This is a genomic window from Synechococcus sp. O70.1, from assembly GCF_047462215.1.
Classification (GTDB): domain Bacteria; phylum Cyanobacteriota; class Cyanobacteriia; order Thermostichales; family Thermostichaceae; genus Thermostichus.
Map to the genome: position 1 here is coordinate 1 of NZ_JANSIT010000025.1, position 15,292 is coordinate 15,292.

Consider the following 15,292-nt stretch of genomic DNA (forward strand, 5'->3'; position numbering starts at 1 on the left):
CCACGACTGACATTTCGAATCTAACACCGACCCTCCTCTGCCAGCTTGGCCACCTGTTTGGTTAGCTCTTTGCGCCGCTCTTCCGTCAGGGGGGGGAGGGTGAGGCGGATGACCTTGCCGTCGTTGCTGGGCGTCAGGCCCAGGTCGGAGGCGAGGATGGCCCGCTCAATCGCTGCCAGGGTCGAGGGATCAAAAGGCTGGATCAGGAGAGTGCTGGCATCTGGAGTGGTAATGCTGGCTAGCGCCTTCAGGGGAGTGGGAACGCCGTAGTACTCCACCTGAACCCGATCCAGTAGGCTGGCGTTGGCTCGCCCCGTGCGCACCGTGCTAAAGGAACGCTGGGTGGCCTGCACCGCTTTGCTCATTAACTCCTCGATCTCAGCTAGCTCCACGGCGTTTTCCTCGCTTAAGTAAGACAGTTTGCAGACGCTCGGCCACTAGCGGCAAAAAACCAAGACCTCTAGCGTGAGCCTGAGTTTAATTTTATCGCTTTGTCTAGCCCCCCTTGGGGATCCAGAGGCCACTCTTTTCCTGGCAGCCGACCCCCTAGCAGTCCAATAGAATGGCCATAATGCTTCTCCTTGAGCCATGTTCGCTGCTCCTTCCCCGCTGAGGTGGAGTCTTGATGAGGTCAACCTCTCGGCCTCGGCCCTGTCGCTATTCGACTACTGCCCCCGCTTGTTCTGCTACGTGTACCTGGAGCGACTGATTTGGCCTGCCGCCGATGCCTTTGAGCACGAAGTGGAGCAGCAGCGGGGACGGCAGTTTCACCGCCTGGTGGAGTGGTCTAGCCGCGGGCAGCAGGTGGAGCCGCGCCTGTCGGCCCTAGACGAAACAGTACGCCAGTGGTGGCAGGTGTTCTTGGCCAGTCCCCATGCCCAACCGCAGGGGCGGGTGTTGACGGAATTGCCCCTCTGGCAGCGGATTGAGGGGTTTAACCTCACTGCCCGCTTAGATCGGCTGGTGATTGCCCCGGGATCCCTGCACATTGTCGATTGGAAGACGGAGCGGCAGCGCCCGCCCGACGAACAGTTGGCCCAGGACTGGCAGGTGCGCCTCTACCCGCTGCTCGTGTGTGGGTTGGCCCACCAACTGCCCCTGGAAGGCCCTTTTGAGCCGGAGCAGGTGCAACTGACCCTTTGGTATGTGCAACACCCCCAGTGGCCTTTTCAGTGGCGCTACAGCGCTGCTGCCTACCAGCGGGATCTGGCCCACCTCAAAGCTACCCTGAACCGCCTGCGGCAACTGGAGGCCCAGGACTTCCCTCCCCTACCCTATGGCGAGCGCTGTGCTGCTTGCCTGTTTTGCGCCCGCTGCCACGGGCTAATGGGGCAAGGGATCCCCGACCAAAATCTCACGGATTGGGTCTGGGCAGCCCAGGAGCCCTCAGGGGAAGAAACACCAGAGGCAGAATGGCGGTAGGGTGCCGGCCTCCCCATCCCCCTGGCGCCGCCAACTTGCATACTGAGTTAAGAATCGAGCAGGGCTGTTAACCGCAATGGCCGGTGTCGTTGCTGACCTCTCCCAGGCTGGTCCATGGAGTGTCGAACTCAGGGGAATCCGCAAGCGCTTTGGCGATGTTGTGGCCCTCGATGGCATCGACTTGCAGATTCGGCGAGGGGAGTTTTTTGGCCTTTTGGGCCCTTCCGGCTGCGGCAAGACCACCCTGCTGCGCATCATCGCTGGCCTGGAGGTTGCCGATGGCGGAGAGGTGGTGATCCGGGGGCAGCCGGTGGGCCATCTGCCTGCCCACAAGCGCAACGTCAACACCGTGTTCCAGAGCTATGCCCTCTTTCCCTTTATGACCGTGGAAGAGAACGTCGCCTTTGGCCTGCGCATGCGGGGAGTGCGAGGGGAAGCGCTGCGCAAGCGGGTGGCCGCCGCTTTGGAGTTGGTAGAGATTGGGGATCTGGCTAAGCGCAAGCCCCAGGAGCTCTCCGGCGGGCAGCAGCAGCGGGTGGCCCTAGCCCGCGCCCTGGTCAACGAGCCAGAGGTGCTGCTATTGGACGAGCCGCTCTCGGCTTTGGATGCCAAATTGCGCAAGCAGCTGCAGGTGCAGTTGTGCGAGTTGCAGCGCCGCCTGGGCATGACGTTCATTTTCGTGACCCACGACCAAGAGGAAGCCTTGGTGACCAGCGACCGAGTGGCGGTGATGCGGGCTGGGCGCATTGAGCAAGTGGGCCCCATTGACGAGGTGTATGAGCGCCCGGCAACGGCCTTTGTGGCGGACTTTTTGGGGGCCAGCAACCTCATCGAAGGGATCGCCTGCGGCACCGACTGCGTCGAGACGCCCCTGGGCAAGCTCAAGGTGCCTGGGATCCAACCCACCCTGGAGCCAGTGCAGTTGGCCATTCGGCCGGAAAAGATTCGGCTTTCTCGGAGCGGCTGGGATCTGCTGCCCAACCAAGTGCCCGTGCGGGTGGAAAACCTCATCTACACGGGGGCAGAAAACCAGTACCTCCTGCGCACAGCTAGCGGCCAGCAGCTCAAGGCCCTCACCCTCAACGCCGACATCGAAGACCAGGATTTTGCCATCGGGGAAGCCCTAGTGGCCCATCTTCCTCCTAAAAACTTGGTGCGCCTGCGGCCGGATCCCCGGCGGGAGGGTCCCCCATGCTGAAGCGCTTGGAGAAGCCTGCCCAAGTGCGCGCCGGGGAATTGCTCACGCCCTGGCAGGAGCTGCTGCACAGCCTGATCTTTGCCGGGCCGGGGGTGCTGTGGGTGGTAACGTTTTTGGTGCTGCCGGGGCTGCTGCTCTTGGCCTGTAGCTTTCTCAGCCGCGGCGAGTTTGGCCAGGTGGGCCTGCCCCTGACGCTGGCCAACTACCTGCGCGCTCTTGGCTACGGTCCCCTAGGGTGGACGCCCATCTACTGGCAGATCCTGGGCCGCAGCCTGCTGGTGGCGGCAGTTACCACCTTCTTCTGTGTGCTCCTGGCCTATCCCCTGGCCTTTTTTATCGCCGCCCACCCGCCCCGACAGCGGGATCTGTTGCTGACGCTGGTGGTGGTGCCCTTCTGGACCAACTTGGTGATCCGCACCTACGCCTGGATGGTGGTGTTGGCCCCGGAGGGGTGGCCGGCGCGGCTAGCGGCCTGGCTGGGCTGGATCCCGCCCCAGACGGCTCTCTACCCCAGTTGGCTGGCGGTGTATCTGGGCATGATCTACACGTTCTTGCCCTACATGGTCTTGCCCCTCTACACAGCCGTGGAGCGCATCGACTGGCGCCTGGCCGAGGCGGCACGGGATCTCTACGCCAACGGCTGGCAGGTTTTCCTATGGGTGCTCTTTCCCCAGACGCTGCCGGGGCTGGCAGCGGGGCTGATTTTGGTTGGGATCCCGGCCCTGGGCATGTTCGTGGTGCCCGACTTGCTGGGGGGCAGCAAGACGCTCTTGATTGGCAATGTCATTCAGATGCAGTTTGGCGCGAGCCTGGACTACCCCTTTGGAGCGGCCCTTAGCTTTCTGGTTACTGGCCTGAGCCTGGGGCTAGTCTACGCCTACAGCCGCTACGTCGGCAGCCGCGGCCTGGAAGATCTAATCTAAGTCGCTGCCCTGAGATGGGATGGCGGATGCTGCCTAAAGCTCTGGTAGGTTGAGGATACTGGCGTTGCGCTAGAGGGATCCCTTGACCCAGAGGCTGTTTTCTCGACCTCAAGCTGCGGCACCTCCCGCTTCCCCCCCTTCTGTTTGGGATGTCATTGTCATTGGCGCTGGGATTGGTGGCCTGGTGGCAGCTACCCAGTTGGCGGCCAAGGGCTACCGGGTGTTGGTTTTGGAAAAATACCTCATCCCCGGTGGCAGCGCTGGCTACTTCGAGCGCCCAGATCCCAACGGCAACGGGATCTATCGCTTTGATGTCGGGGCTTCCATGATCTTTGGCCTGGGCACTCAAGGCACCACCAACCTGCTCACCCGTGCCCTGGCTGCTGTGGGCCAAACTCTGGAATCCATCCCCGACCCCGTGCAGATTGCCTACCACCTGCCCCAGGGGCTCAGCCCGCGCGTACACCGGAACTACGAGGAGTTTTTGCAGGAGCTAGCTAGCTATTTCCCTCAGGAAGCGGGCGGCATCCGCCGTTTCTACGACAGCTTCTGGCCTATCTTCAACAGCCTTAACGCCCTGGAGCTCCTCTCTTTGGAGGAGTGGGGCTATCTCTGGCGCTCTTTTGTCGGCCACCCCCGCGCCTGCCTGACTTTGGCCCGCTACTTGCCGATGAATGTGGGCCAGGTGGGGCGGCGCTACCTCCGCCATCCGGCGCTGCTGCGCTTTGTGGATATGGAGTGCTACTGCTGGTCGGTGGTGCCGGCGGAGCGCACGCCCATGATCAACGCTGGCATGGTGTTCTGCGACCGCCACTACGGTGGCGTCAACTACCCCAAGGGAGGGGTGGGGCAGATTGCTCAGAAGCTGGCCCAGGGGCTAGAGGCCTGCGGGGGGCAAATCCGCTACCGAGCGTCGGTGCGGCGGATTTTGGCAGAACGGGGCCGGGCCGTGGGCGTCGAGCTCTCCACGGGGGAAAAGCTCTTTGCGCGCAAGATCATCTCCAATGCCACCCGCTGGGATACCTTTGGCCGCCTCTGGCCAGGACCCTTTCCGGCAGCGGAGCGGCGCTGGCAAAGCCGTTATCAACAGTCCCCCAGTTTCTTGAGCCTGCACTTGGGGGTGCGGGCCGAGGCCCTGGCCGGTGAGCGCTACTGCCACCACATTCTTCTCGAAGACTGGCAAGCCATGGAGGCGGAGCAGGGCACGATCTTCGTCTCCATCCCCACCCTCTTGGATCCGGAGCTGGCCCCACCAGGCCGCCACATTGTCCACGCCTTTACCCCCAGTTGGATGCAGACTTGGCAGGGCTTGAGCCCAGAGCAGTACCGGCAGCAAAAACAAGCGGCAGCCCAGCGCCTTATCCGCCGTCTGGAGGCCCTTTGGCCAGAGCTGGGATCCCACATTGAACTTCAGGAAGTGGGCACGCCCCGCACCCACCGCCGCTTCTTAGGCCGCGTTAATGGTACCTACGGCCCTATCCCTCGCGGCACTCCCTGCGGCCTCTTGGGTATGCCCTTCAACCGCACGGCCATCCCCAACCTCTACTGCGTGGGGGATAGCACCTTCCCCGGCCAGGGACTCAACGCCGTCGCTTTCTCTGGCTTTGCCTGCGCCCACCGGGTAGCGGCGGACTTTTCCTAAAGCTGTCTCCAATTTCTAGGAACCCCCCGCAGTCGTCTTGCATTGAACTCCTTCCGACTGCGAGAGCTCTTGCATGAGCGTCGGGGTGAGGCATTGAAGCGGGCAGCCTAGAGCGCCCATTTGGCAAACCAGTTCGTAGACTCGCTCGAAGAAATCCCGATGATTGGCAGACATGTTCCGCGACCGCGATTGCCAGAGCGCATCGTGTGCTTGACGGAGGAGACGGCAGAGACGCTCTACGCCTTGGGGGCTGGGGATCTCGTCGTCGGCATTTCTGGATTTACGGTGCGTCCGCCGGAGGCGCGGAAGAAGCCGAAGGTGTCCACCCTTCTGGATGCCAACATCGAACGGATTTTGGCGCTGCAGCCCGATGTTGTGCTTGCATGGTCGGATCTGCAGGCAAACATTTGCGCTGAGCTCATTCGCCAGGGGGTGGAGGTTGTCTGCTTCAACCAGCGCACGGTTGAGGGGATCCTCTCCATGATCCTGCGCCTTGGGGCACTGGTAGGGCGAGCTGCTCAGGCACGGGCATATGTGCGCTCCTTGCGGGAGGGATTGCACCGAGCTATGCAGCGTGGACAGCAACGGCGCCGCCGTCCACGGGTCTACTTCGAGGAGTGGGATAACCCCTTGATTACAGGCATCGGCTGGATCAGCGAACTCATTCGTTTGTGTGGAGCTGAAGACATCTTTTCCGAATTCAGTGCCTATCCCGATGCACGGCGCCGGATTATAGCTGAACCGGCAGAGGTCGTGCGGCGCGCTCCAGACATCATCCTGGTGTCCTGGTGTGGCAAGAGGTTCAAGCCTGAGCGGCTTCACAGCCGCCCTGGGTGGGAGACTATCCCGGCGGTCTGGAGCGGACACGTCTACGAGCTGCCGTCAGAGGTGATTCTGCAGCCCGGTCCGGCTGCCTTGACCGATGGGGTGCAGTTGCTGCTGCAGATCTTTGACCGCTGGGAGGCCCAATCCTCCGCCTAAGCTTTGATGCTGCTTTCGATATGGTTGTGGGCCTGGACGGCGTCATACTTGAGCCCGAAGTCTTCTAGCGCGTACAGCACTGCCCGATTGTGGCTGCTGCACAGGCGCGTGAAGTTTGGGAGCACCTGGCGGTTGTTTCCAATTTCTAGGGATCCCCACGAAGGGGGAACTTTGTTCTCAAAGTAGGCAGACTTGACCTTTTCCAGCTCGTTTCCAATTTCTAGGGATCCCCACAAAGGGGGAACAGGGCGTGGATTTGTTCATCACCCGCCCCATCCGCCTGTTTCCAATTTCTAGGGATCCCCACAAAGGGGGAACGCGAGCCATTGCCAAGCGAGCGCTGGCAGCCGTCAAGTTTCCAATTTCTAGGGATCCCCACAAAGGGGGAACTCTACCCTCATTAAACCCAAGCAGGGCAAGGGATGCAAGACCCATTTGCGAGGGATCCGAGAAAAAGTTGGCAAAAAGAGCTTTGGCGAGGGGGCTTTGGGGCCTGAAAGCCTTGTGGCGTAAGGCGTCGAGGGATCTGACGAAAGAATCAGCCTTTTGGGGTTTTGGCGGATCGCTCGCAGAGCTGCGGATACCGTTTTCTTGTGTTTTTGGCAACATGAGGCTCAGGGGGCGGTGAGGAGGGTTTTGGATAGAGCTGAAGCACCTATAGTGGGGGAAGTTCTCCGGCTTCCGTGGCTGTCGATGTCGGATCTCACCCTTACAGAGAAGCTTCTAGCCGGGATCCAGGCCCAGCAGGCTGGCGACCTGCGGACAGCAGAAGCCATCTACTCAGAAATTCTAGTGGAGTTTCCGGATCAAGCCGACGCTCTCCATCTCCTGGGGACGGTGGCCCAGGCCAAGGGGGAGGGGGAATGGGCGGCTGCTTTGATTGCCGAGGCCATTGAGCTCAATCCCCGCGTAGCCCTTTATCATCACAACCTGGGCGTTGTCTATGAGTCTTTGGGGCAACTGGAAAAGGCTCTATCTTGCTATCGGCAGAGCCTGAGCCTCAATCCCAAGGCTTACCTTTCTGCCTTTCAAGCGGGCAAGATTCTTGTTAACCTAGGCCGCCACGAAGAGGCAATCTCCTTGCTGGGATCGTTGTTAGAAAATCCAGATCCACTAGCAGGGATCCCTTGGGCTGAGGTGCATTTTTATCTGGGGATAGCCCATCGCGAGCAAGGGGAACACAGCGCGGCTCTGGATCACCTGGAAAAGGCATGGACTTTGGATCCTAACTTGGTGCAAGCCCGCTGGCTTTACCACCTCTATCTGCCGGCTATCTATCAGGATGAACAGGAGCTGCACCGCTTTCGCTTGCGCTTTGTAGAGCACCTGGATCGCCTCATTCAGGAGACGCCCCTAGACACCCCAGAGCAGCGGCGGCTTGCCTTTTTAGGCTCAAGCTGGGGAACGCCTCACCTTCTGCAGTACCAGGGCTACGACGACTTGGAGCTGCAGAAGAAATACGCTCAGTTGGTGCAGCGCATTGTGAAAGCATCCTACCCCGATTGGGAGTATCTCCCCCGGCAAGCCCGGCCAGGGGATCCCATTCGCGTTGGGTTTGTCTCGGCCTCCATGCGCGCTTGCTCCTACAGCCGCCTTTCTTTGGGATGGGTGAAGTACTTAAAGGCCAGCTCCAAGCAGCCTTTCCAGGTCTTTGCCTACCACTTGGATCCCAGAGTTGATTTCCTGACGGAGCAATACCGTCAGCATGCCGATGTCTTCCGCCACATTCCCACCGGCTTTGAAGAGGCTGCCCGCCAAATTTTGCAGGATCAGCTGGATGTTTTGGTGTACCTGGAAATTGGCCTTTCTCCTCTTATGTTGCAGCTGGCGTCCCTGCGGCTAGCCCCCGTCCAATGCTCCACCTGGGCTCATCCCGTTACTTCGGGACTGTCGACCATTGACTACTTTCTCTCCAGCGACCTCATGGAGCCTGAAGATGGGCAGGCCCACTACAGCGAAACCTTGGTTCGACTGCCCCGCCTGGGTACCTGTTTTGAAAAGCCCGTTTTGCCTCCCCAGAGACGTTACCGCGAGGACTTTGGTCTGCCTCAAGAGGCCGTTGTCTATCTCACCTGCCAGTATTTGGGCAAGTACCTGCCGCAATACGACTACCTTTTTCCAGCTATTGCTCGGCAAGTGCCCAGGGCCCAATTTGTCTTCCTGGCCTTGCCCAATGCTGCCATTGGTCAGCGCTTCTGGCAGCGGCTTGCCTCCATCTTTTCCAGCTATGGTCTTGCGGTGGAAGACCACTGTAGGATCCTGCCCGCCTTGGACCACCAAGACTACCTGGATCTCAATCGCTGCGCGGACATCATGCTGGACTCCTACGGCTGGTCGGGCGGGATCACCACCCTGGAAGCCATTGCTGCCGGTTTGCCAGTGGTCACCTGCCCTGGCCGGTTTCTGCGGGGCCGCCACACCTACGCCATCCTCAAAAGAATGGGCCTTGAGCTTTTAATTGCCCCAGACCTCCAGCGCTACGAAGAGCTGGCCGTACAACTGGGAACGGATCCCCAATTTCGGCAGCAAATCGCTCAGCAAATCCAAGAGCGGCGCGACTTGCTTTTTGAGGATCAAGACTGCGTGGCGGCCTTAGCTCATTTCCTGCGCCAGGCTGTCTGCCAGAAGCTGGCATGCCATACTCTCCCTATAGAAGCCTCCTAGTCCCCCACAGCAAACCCTTTGGTAGAGTAGTACGGCTACTCCAGGGATCGTGGCGGAATGGTAGACGCTACGGACTTAAAATCCGTTGTTCCTCAAGAACGTGAGGGTTCGAGTCCCTCCGATCCCACTAACGCAGCCCTGTTTGCTCTAGCAAGGCAAGTAGAGCCGGAACCGGCACCCAGGCATCCTCCCGGTCTAGCTCTGGGCTAGCCAGCAGGGCCACCAGGGCGGGGTCGCAGGTTGGGGCCACTAGGGGAAAGTAGTTGAGCCCCACCACCTGGGCAAGGCTCCAGAAGTAGGGGAGCACGGCGTTGCTGGGGAAGATCTCGATGGCAACCGTGCCAGGCTGACAAAAGGCAAGGTTGGTCAGGCCCGCCCCGTGGATCCCCATGACTGCCTCTGCTTTTTGCATCAAGGCTATCTGTTCGGCTAGGGAAAGGACTTCCAGTTGCACAGGCACAAAGCCCCAGGGGCGCAAGGCCTCCAGCACCTCCGCCTCGTTGATGACCCGCCGCCAGCGTGCAGCACGACGGCTAATGTAAACCCGCCGCGGCAACAAGGGATCCGCCGCCTGCCCCAGAGGAACCAGTTGCTGCAGCACCTTCCAGCCCCTGGGGGTTAGACACCCCACCGGCCCAGCCAGCGAGGGCACAATGAGGTTCTGCGCTTGCAGATGGGATCCCCCCACCTGCTCGAAGCTTAGAAGGCGTTCTGTGGGGATCCCCAGGGCAGCTAAGCTCTGCACTTGGAAGGGCTTGCCCTGGTAGCCATGGATCAAGATGGGAAGGTCTTTTTCGAGGAAGCCGGCGCGGCGTAGAAGATCGAGGGCGGGCAGGATGTCCACCATCCAATGGAAGTAGTTGACTGCCCCCAGGGGCAAGAGGGCAGCAGAGCCCTCCAGCGGAATTGGCGGCGGCAGGTGAGGCAAGTCCCAAATGGGGTGGTGTTCCAGGTGCTCCGACTTCCAGTCCCAGTCGAGAAACTCCGGCGGTGGCAAGCCGGGGGAGACATCGGCCAGCAACTCCCTCCTACGGGTAAGCACGGCGCTGGCAAAGCTGGCGTAGAGGTGGCGGGGATAGTGGCCCACGTGCACGGATCCCTGCGGGATCTGGGCCACAAAGGTCTCGGCCAAGGGGATCCGCTGTGAGCGCAGCTTTTGCCCAAGGGCAGGGTCAGCCGTCGGAGGGGCTTGCAGGTAGAGAACCCCTTCTGGATCCAACACCCGGTAGCTGCCCTCGCCCGTGGCCTGGTGCCACTGCCGGGTGGTGAGGTAGCCCTGGCTGGGCACGGGCAGGGAGTCGCCGGCCCTGGGCGATGGGCTCTGGCAAGCCGCAGAAGGGGGAGCTGCCTCTGCAGGGATCCAGCGCTGCCGCCAGAGGCGATACCGCTCTTGCCAAAGCTTGCCCGGGGATCCCTGGAGGGCCTGCTCCAGCTCCAGCCGCAGGAGGCTGTCTCTGCCGCTGCCTTCACACCAAGCCTGCAGCCACTGCCGCTCGGCAGCCAGCGCCTGCTGGAACTTCTCCCAAGCTGCCTGGGAGTTGTCCCGCCGCACCTGGGCCTCCGCCCAGTAGCTGTAGAGCTCCGCTGTCTGGGTGCCCCGCGCCGCTGCCTCCTGAAAGCAGACCACCGCCTGCTCCAGCTCCCCCAGATCCAGCCAAGCTAGGCCCATTTGCACCCAGGGATCCCCCCAGTCCGGCCTTAGCCTGGCCGCTTCTTGGAGAGGGGAGAGCGCCTCGCGCAGCCGGCCCAACTTGAGCAGGGCCAGACCCCAGCGCCAAAAGCTTTCCGCGGCTGTTGGATCCCAGCGGCAGGCTTGCTCAAACCACGCTGCTGCTTCTAGCCACAGCCGACGGCGCTCCTGGACTCGGCCAAGGCGATGGGCGGCCAGCGCCTGCACAGGTTCTAGGTCGGCGGGAAGGGAGCCCTCCACCAGTTGCCGATACAAGGCCGCCGCCTGCGGCCAGTGGCCTCTTTCCCACAGCCCCTCCGCCAGCTCCTGCAGCCCTTTTGCCCAGCAGCGGCTAGCTTCTGGCTCGCTCAGGCCTTTTCCCATTAGCAGCGCCACTCCCTCCTGCCAGGTAAGCTGGGCTTCCAGCTCTCGCCCCAGGAGCAGGTAGGCGGCTCCCAACCACCAGTAGAGCAGGGGATGCTGGGATCCCTGCTCCAACTGCTGCAACAGCTCTTGGGCAACCGACTCGTAGGATCCCTGCTCCCAATGGCTCTGGAGAGGGTCTTGGGCAAGAGGGGTAGAGGCCATGGCTTTTGCTGAGAAGGGAGCTGAGCAGGAGTGTTACAAACTGCAACAACCTCCCCACTCCGGGTGCATCCCCCTAGTATTCTAGGCTTGGCTTCTCCCTCAGGGGTCCGGCGTCCCTACTTCCTCGACGACAAGAGGGGGGTGGAGCAGGGCTCGTAGTTTTGGTTGGAAACTTTTCGGTAATCGATAAGCGGAGTTTAAGAATCGATGGGTATCAACGCATCCGGCGGCGCCGTCCTCTCCAGTCCGCGTCTGTACCAAACTCTGCCCCTATCGACCATCTCCCAGGCGGAACAGCAGGATCGCTACCTGTCGCGCACTGAGCTGGATCGCCTCGAGGACTTTTTCTCCACTGGCCTAAAACGGCTGGAGATTGCCGAGGTTCTTGCGGCCAATTCTGAAATCATTGTCAGTCGGGCCGCCAACCGCATCTTCACCGGCGGCTCCCCCATGGCCTATCTGGAGCGGCCAGAAGCCACCCAGGATGAGAAAGAGGCCTTCAAGCTGGGCACGGCCTTCTACGTGGAATCCACGGGGGGCTTTATCGAGGCCATCCGCAACCTCTTCAGCGCCAGTGGCGTCGAGATCCCGCCCAACTTCCGCCCCATCAGCATCGCCCGCTACGGGGCTGCCAACATGCGCAAGTCGCTGCGGGATCTAAGCTGGTTCTTGCGCTACGTCACCTACGCCCTTGTGGCCGGGGATCCCAATATCCTTGTGGTTAACACCCGTGGCCTGCGGGAGATTATCGAAAATGCCTGCTCCGCCGAAGCCACCATCGTTGCCCTCCAGGAGATGAAGCGGGCCTCGGCCAGCTACTTCCGCAGAGATGCTGAGGCGGTGGCCATCATCAACCAGTATTTTGACGTCTTGTTGAGCGAGTTCATTGCCCCTGCCCCCTCCGACAAGCTGCGGCAGCGCAATGCTAGCACCGCCGACGGCCTGCCTCTGCAGGGACTCCAACTGCCTCAGGTCTACAGCTTGGCGGCAGAAAAAGTGCCCGTCTTTGCCATGAAGCCGGGGCTCTCCAACGCCGAGAAGGAGGAAGTGATCAAGGCTGCCTACCGGCAGGTGTTTGAGCGGGATATCCGCCGCGCCTATGGACTCAAGCTGGCCGACCTGGAGTCCAAGGTAAAAAACGGCGAGATCTCCATGAGGGAGTTCATCCGCCGCCTAGGCAAATCAGACCTCTACCGCAAACAGTTCTACGAGCCCTACATCAACAGCCGTGTGGTGGAGCTGGCCTTCCGCCACTTCCTGGGGCGGGCCCCAGAGACCCGCGAGGAGGTGCAGACCTACTTTGCCATCGTCTCCAGCAAGGGCTTGGCAGGTCTGGTGGACGCCCTGGTCGACAGCCGCGAGTACAGCGACTACTTTGGTGAGGAGACGGTGCCCTACCTGCGCAAGCTGGGGGTGGAAGCCCAGACCAGCGCCAACTGGGGGCCCAAGTTCGACCTTTACAACTACGCGGCTCCTCGCCGCAAGGTGCCACAATTTATCACCCTCTTCGCCCGCTACAACCGTCCCCTGCCGGATCAGCACCCCTATGGTGTCGGCAACGACCCGCTGGAGATCCAGTTTGGCGCCATCTTCCCCAAAGAGACCCGCTCCCTCAACGCCAGCCCGGCCCCCTTCAACAAGGATGTCAAGCGCATCCTCATCCGGCGCGGCTTTGCTCTCACCAACGCTCGCACCAACCCCAAGGCGGTCGGGGATCCCGGCAGCCTTGGCCCCAAAGTCTTCAAGCTTACCCAGACCCCTGGGGATCGCAGCCGGCGGCTAGGGGTACGGGCTGGGATTGTTGGCAGCGAAGTCTCGACGCAAGCGGTCATCCGCGCCTGCTACCAGCAGGTGTATGGCTATGTGCCCTACGCCGGCCAACGGCTAACCCGCTGGGAAATCAAGCTGGAATCCGGAGAAATCAGCGTCAGAGAGTTTGTCCGCCAGTTGGCCAAGTCGGATCTCTTCCGCAACAAATACTGGTCTAGCCTCTACGTCTGCAAAGCCATCGAGTTCATCCACCGCAAGCTGCTGGGCCGGCCCACCTACGGGCGGCAGGAGATGAACCGCCTGTTCGACATTGCCTCCAAGCAGGGCTTCTACGCCGTGGTAGACGCCATCCTCGACAGTGAGGAGTACCAGCAGGTCTTTGGGGAAGATATCGTGCCCTACGAACGCTACCTCACCCCTGCTGGCCTAGCGCGGCGGCGGATGCGCCCTGGATCCAGCGACATGGCCGTGGTTACCCGGCCCATCCGCACCGACGACGATATCCCCCTCTTCGTCAAGCTGGGCCAGCCTCAGGACAAGCCCTCCGGCGAGCTGGAAATCCAGCGGCGCGTCCAGCAAGGGGTGCCCAGGATTCGTCAGGAGATCCCTGTCTTCAAGCTCACCAGCTTGGCCAACAAAGCCGAGGTCAACAACCTCATCCGCGCTGCTTACCGGCAGATCTTCGAGCGCGACATGGACATCTACAACATCAGCGCCGAGCTTAGCTCTGCCGAGTCTAAGCTGCGCAATGGCGAGATCACCGTCAAGGAGTTTATCGAGGCGCTGGGGTGCTCCGAACTGTACCGCGCTGAGTTCTATGCCCCCTACCCCAACACCAAGGTCATCGAGCTGGGCACCAAGCACTTCCTAGGCCGCGCACCCCTAAACCAGCAGGAGATCCGCAAATACAACCAGATCTTGGCTACCCAGGGGTTAAAGGCCTTCGTGCGCGCCCTGCTCAACACCCAGGAGTACCGGGATCTCTTTGGCGAGGACACGGTGCCCTACCGCCGCTTCCCCACCCTGCCGGCAGCCAACTTTCCCAACACCCAAGAGCTGTATGGCCGCCTCACCAAGCAAAACAAAGAGTTGGTGGTACCTAGTTTTAGGCCAGTGGGGAAAAACGATCGCAGCTAGCTCCTTTTTGCTCTTGGGAGAGGGCTAGGCGGCGTAGCCCAAGTGTCGCAGTGCTGCAGGGGTAACTACCCGCCCGCGGGGCGTGCGTTGCAGATAGCCAATCTGCAGGAGATAGGGCTCGTACACCTCCTCGATGGTCTGGGGATCCTCGCCGGTTATGGCCGCCATTGTCTCCAGGCCCACCGGCCCTCCCCCAAACTGCTCCACCAGTAGGGTTAGCAACTTGCGATCCGTCCAGTCCAAACCCATGGGATCCACCTGGAACAACTCCAAAGCAGCAATGGCAACCTCGCGGCTGATGTGGCCATTGCCCCGCACCTGGGCATAATCGCGCACTCGCTTGAGAAGGCGGTTGGCTATGCGAGGCGTGCCTCGAGAGCGGCGAGCGATCTCCTCGGCTCCCTCCCGATCAATGGAGGTGTTCAAGAGGCGGGCGCTGCGCAACACAATTTCCGCCAGCTCGTGAGGCTCGTAGAAGCGCAGCCGCTGCACCTGACCAAAGCGATCCCGCAGCGGCGAGGTTAGAGCGCCAATGCGGGTAGTGGCTCCGATGAGAGTAAAGCGCTCCAGGGGTATGGAGGTAATGCGGGCAGAGCGGCCTTTGCCAATGGTGATATCGAGGCGAAAATCTTCCATTGCCGGATAGAGCAATTCCTCCGTAACCTTAGGCAGGCGGTGGATCTCGTCGATAAACAGCACGTCGCCCCGCTTGAGACGCACCAAGTAGCCAGCAATGTCGCGGGGGCTCTCCAGAGCTGGAGCCGTGGTCATGTAGAAGCGGGATCCCATCTCCGCTGCCAGCACTGCCGCCACGGTGGTTTTGCCCAGGCCAGGGGGCCCGTAGAACAAGAGGTGATCCAGAGGCTCCCCGCGGGCGCGGGCGGCTGCAATGGCAATCGAGAGCACTTCCTTGAGCTCCGTCTGGCCGATGTACTCAGCTAGGGTGCGCGGGCGCAAGGAGTCTTCCTGGGCTTCGCCAGCCTGAGCCTGGGGCTGCAGCAGCCCCCTTCCTGCTTCGCTTGCGTCAAGAGGCGACTCTGGGCTTCGTTCTCGAGAAGAAATAATTGCCATCTGTTACCTGCAGATACAACGGCCCAACTTTAACTTTAAAAGGCCAAAGGGGAAAACGTCGCGGTCTTTCTAGCCGCCAGGAGAATTGCGGCAACCAAAAAAACCCCTGGCGCTGGGGCCAGGGGAAGTAGAGTCAGGAAACCTGGGGAAGCACTAGCCCCGCACAGCCGGCGCTACCTCCACCGCCGCCAAGTCCAGCGGGAAGTTGTGCGCATTCCGCTCGTGCA

Annotated in this window: 10 protein-coding genes, 1 tRNA gene and 1 pseudogene; 8 read left to right on the forward strand and 4 right to left on the reverse strand. The window is 61.3% G+C overall.

What is annotated here, in order from left to right; all coding sequences use genetic code 11:
* Positions 1 to 26 precede the first annotated feature (26 nt).
* Positions 27 to 365 (reverse strand): annotated as a pseudogene (gene frr / locus NW833_RS10710) (ribosome recycling factor); the annotation flags it as partial.
* A gap of 223 nt (positions 366 to 588) precedes the next feature.
* On the opposite strand from frr, the gene NW833_RS10715 reads away from it, so the two are divergent.
* The 5 genes from NW833_RS10715 to NW833_RS10735 all read left to right on the forward strand — a co-directional run bounded on the left by NW833_RS10715 (position 589) and on the right by NW833_RS10735 (position 6,166).
* A complete protein-coding gene (locus NW833_RS10715) occupies positions 589 to 1,422 on the forward strand; it encodes a PD-(D/E)XK nuclease family protein (protein WP_414412459.1) in 834 nt (277 codons plus the stop codon).
* A gap of 76 nt (positions 1,423 to 1,498) precedes the next feature.
* Positions 1,499 to 2,620: an ABC transporter ATP-binding protein gene (locus tag NW833_RS10720; RefSeq protein ID WP_414348007.1), complete on the forward strand. Its 1,122-nt coding sequence runs from the start codon at positions 1,499 to 1,501 to the stop codon at positions 2,618 to 2,620.
* Entirely contained in the window at positions 2,614 to 3,543 is a 930-nt protein-coding gene (locus NW833_RS10725; RefSeq protein ID WP_414395939.1) for an ABC transporter permease, read from the forward strand. The genes NW833_RS10720 and NW833_RS10725 overlap by 7 nt, the downstream gene beginning before the upstream one ends.
* Positions 3,544 to 3,637: 94 nt before the next feature.
* Positions 3,638 to 5,185 (forward strand): carotenoid isomerase, encoded by a 1,548-nt coding sequence (gene crtH / locus NW833_RS10730; RefSeq protein WP_414412463.1) that lies wholly within the window; start codon positions 3,638 to 3,640, stop codon positions 5,183 to 5,185.
* A 159-nt stretch (positions 5,186 to 5,344) separates the two neighbouring features.
* Positions 5,345 to 6,166: a cobalamin-binding protein gene (locus NW833_RS10735; RefSeq protein WP_099813086.1), complete on the forward strand. Its 822-nt coding sequence runs from the start codon at positions 5,345 to 5,347 to the stop codon at positions 6,164 to 6,166.
* On the opposite strand, the gene NW833_RS10740 is transcribed toward NW833_RS10735, so the two are convergent.
* Positions 6,163 to 6,402, reverse strand: a complete 240-nt coding sequence (locus NW833_RS10740; protein WP_414412460.1) for a hypothetical protein — start codon at positions 6,400 to 6,402, stop codon at positions 6,163 to 6,165. The two genes, NW833_RS10735 and NW833_RS10740, sit on opposite strands and share 4 nt — an antisense overlap.
* A gap of 457 nt (positions 6,403 to 6,859) precedes the next feature.
* On the opposite strand from NW833_RS10740, the gene NW833_RS10745 reads away from it, so the two are divergent.
* The gene (locus NW833_RS10745) at positions 6,860 to 8,830 is read left to right on the forward strand and encodes a tetratricopeptide repeat protein (RefSeq protein WP_414412461.1); all 1,971 of its coding nucleotides are present in this window, start codon (positions 6,860 to 6,862) and stop codon (positions 8,828 to 8,830) included.
* A gap of 43 nt (positions 8,831 to 8,873) precedes the next feature.
* Positions 8,874 to 8,957 (forward strand) — tRNA-Leu (locus tag NW833_RS10750).
* On the opposite strand, the gene NW833_RS10755 is transcribed toward NW833_RS10750, so the two are convergent.
* Positions 8,958 to 11,087, reverse strand: a complete 2,130-nt coding sequence (locus NW833_RS10755) for a glycosyltransferase 61 family protein (protein ID WP_414412462.1) — start codon at positions 11,085 to 11,087, stop codon at positions 8,958 to 8,960.
* 207 nt (positions 11,088 to 11,294) lie between these two features.
* On the opposite strand from NW833_RS10755, the gene NW833_RS10760 reads away from it, so the two are divergent.
* Positions 11,295 to 13,994, forward strand: a complete 2,700-nt coding sequence (locus NW833_RS10760) for a phycobilisome rod-core linker polypeptide (protein ID WP_414406304.1) — start codon at positions 11,295 to 11,297, stop codon at positions 13,992 to 13,994.
* 24 nt (positions 13,995 to 14,018) lie between these two features.
* Here the strand turns inward: NW833_RS10760 and ruvB are convergent, their stop codons facing one another.
* Entirely contained in the window at positions 14,019 to 15,065 is a 1,047-nt protein-coding gene (ruvB, locus tag NW833_RS10765; protein ID WP_414395929.1) for a Holliday junction branch migration DNA helicase RuvB, read from the reverse strand.
* Positions 15,066 to 15,292 lie beyond the last annotated feature (227 nt).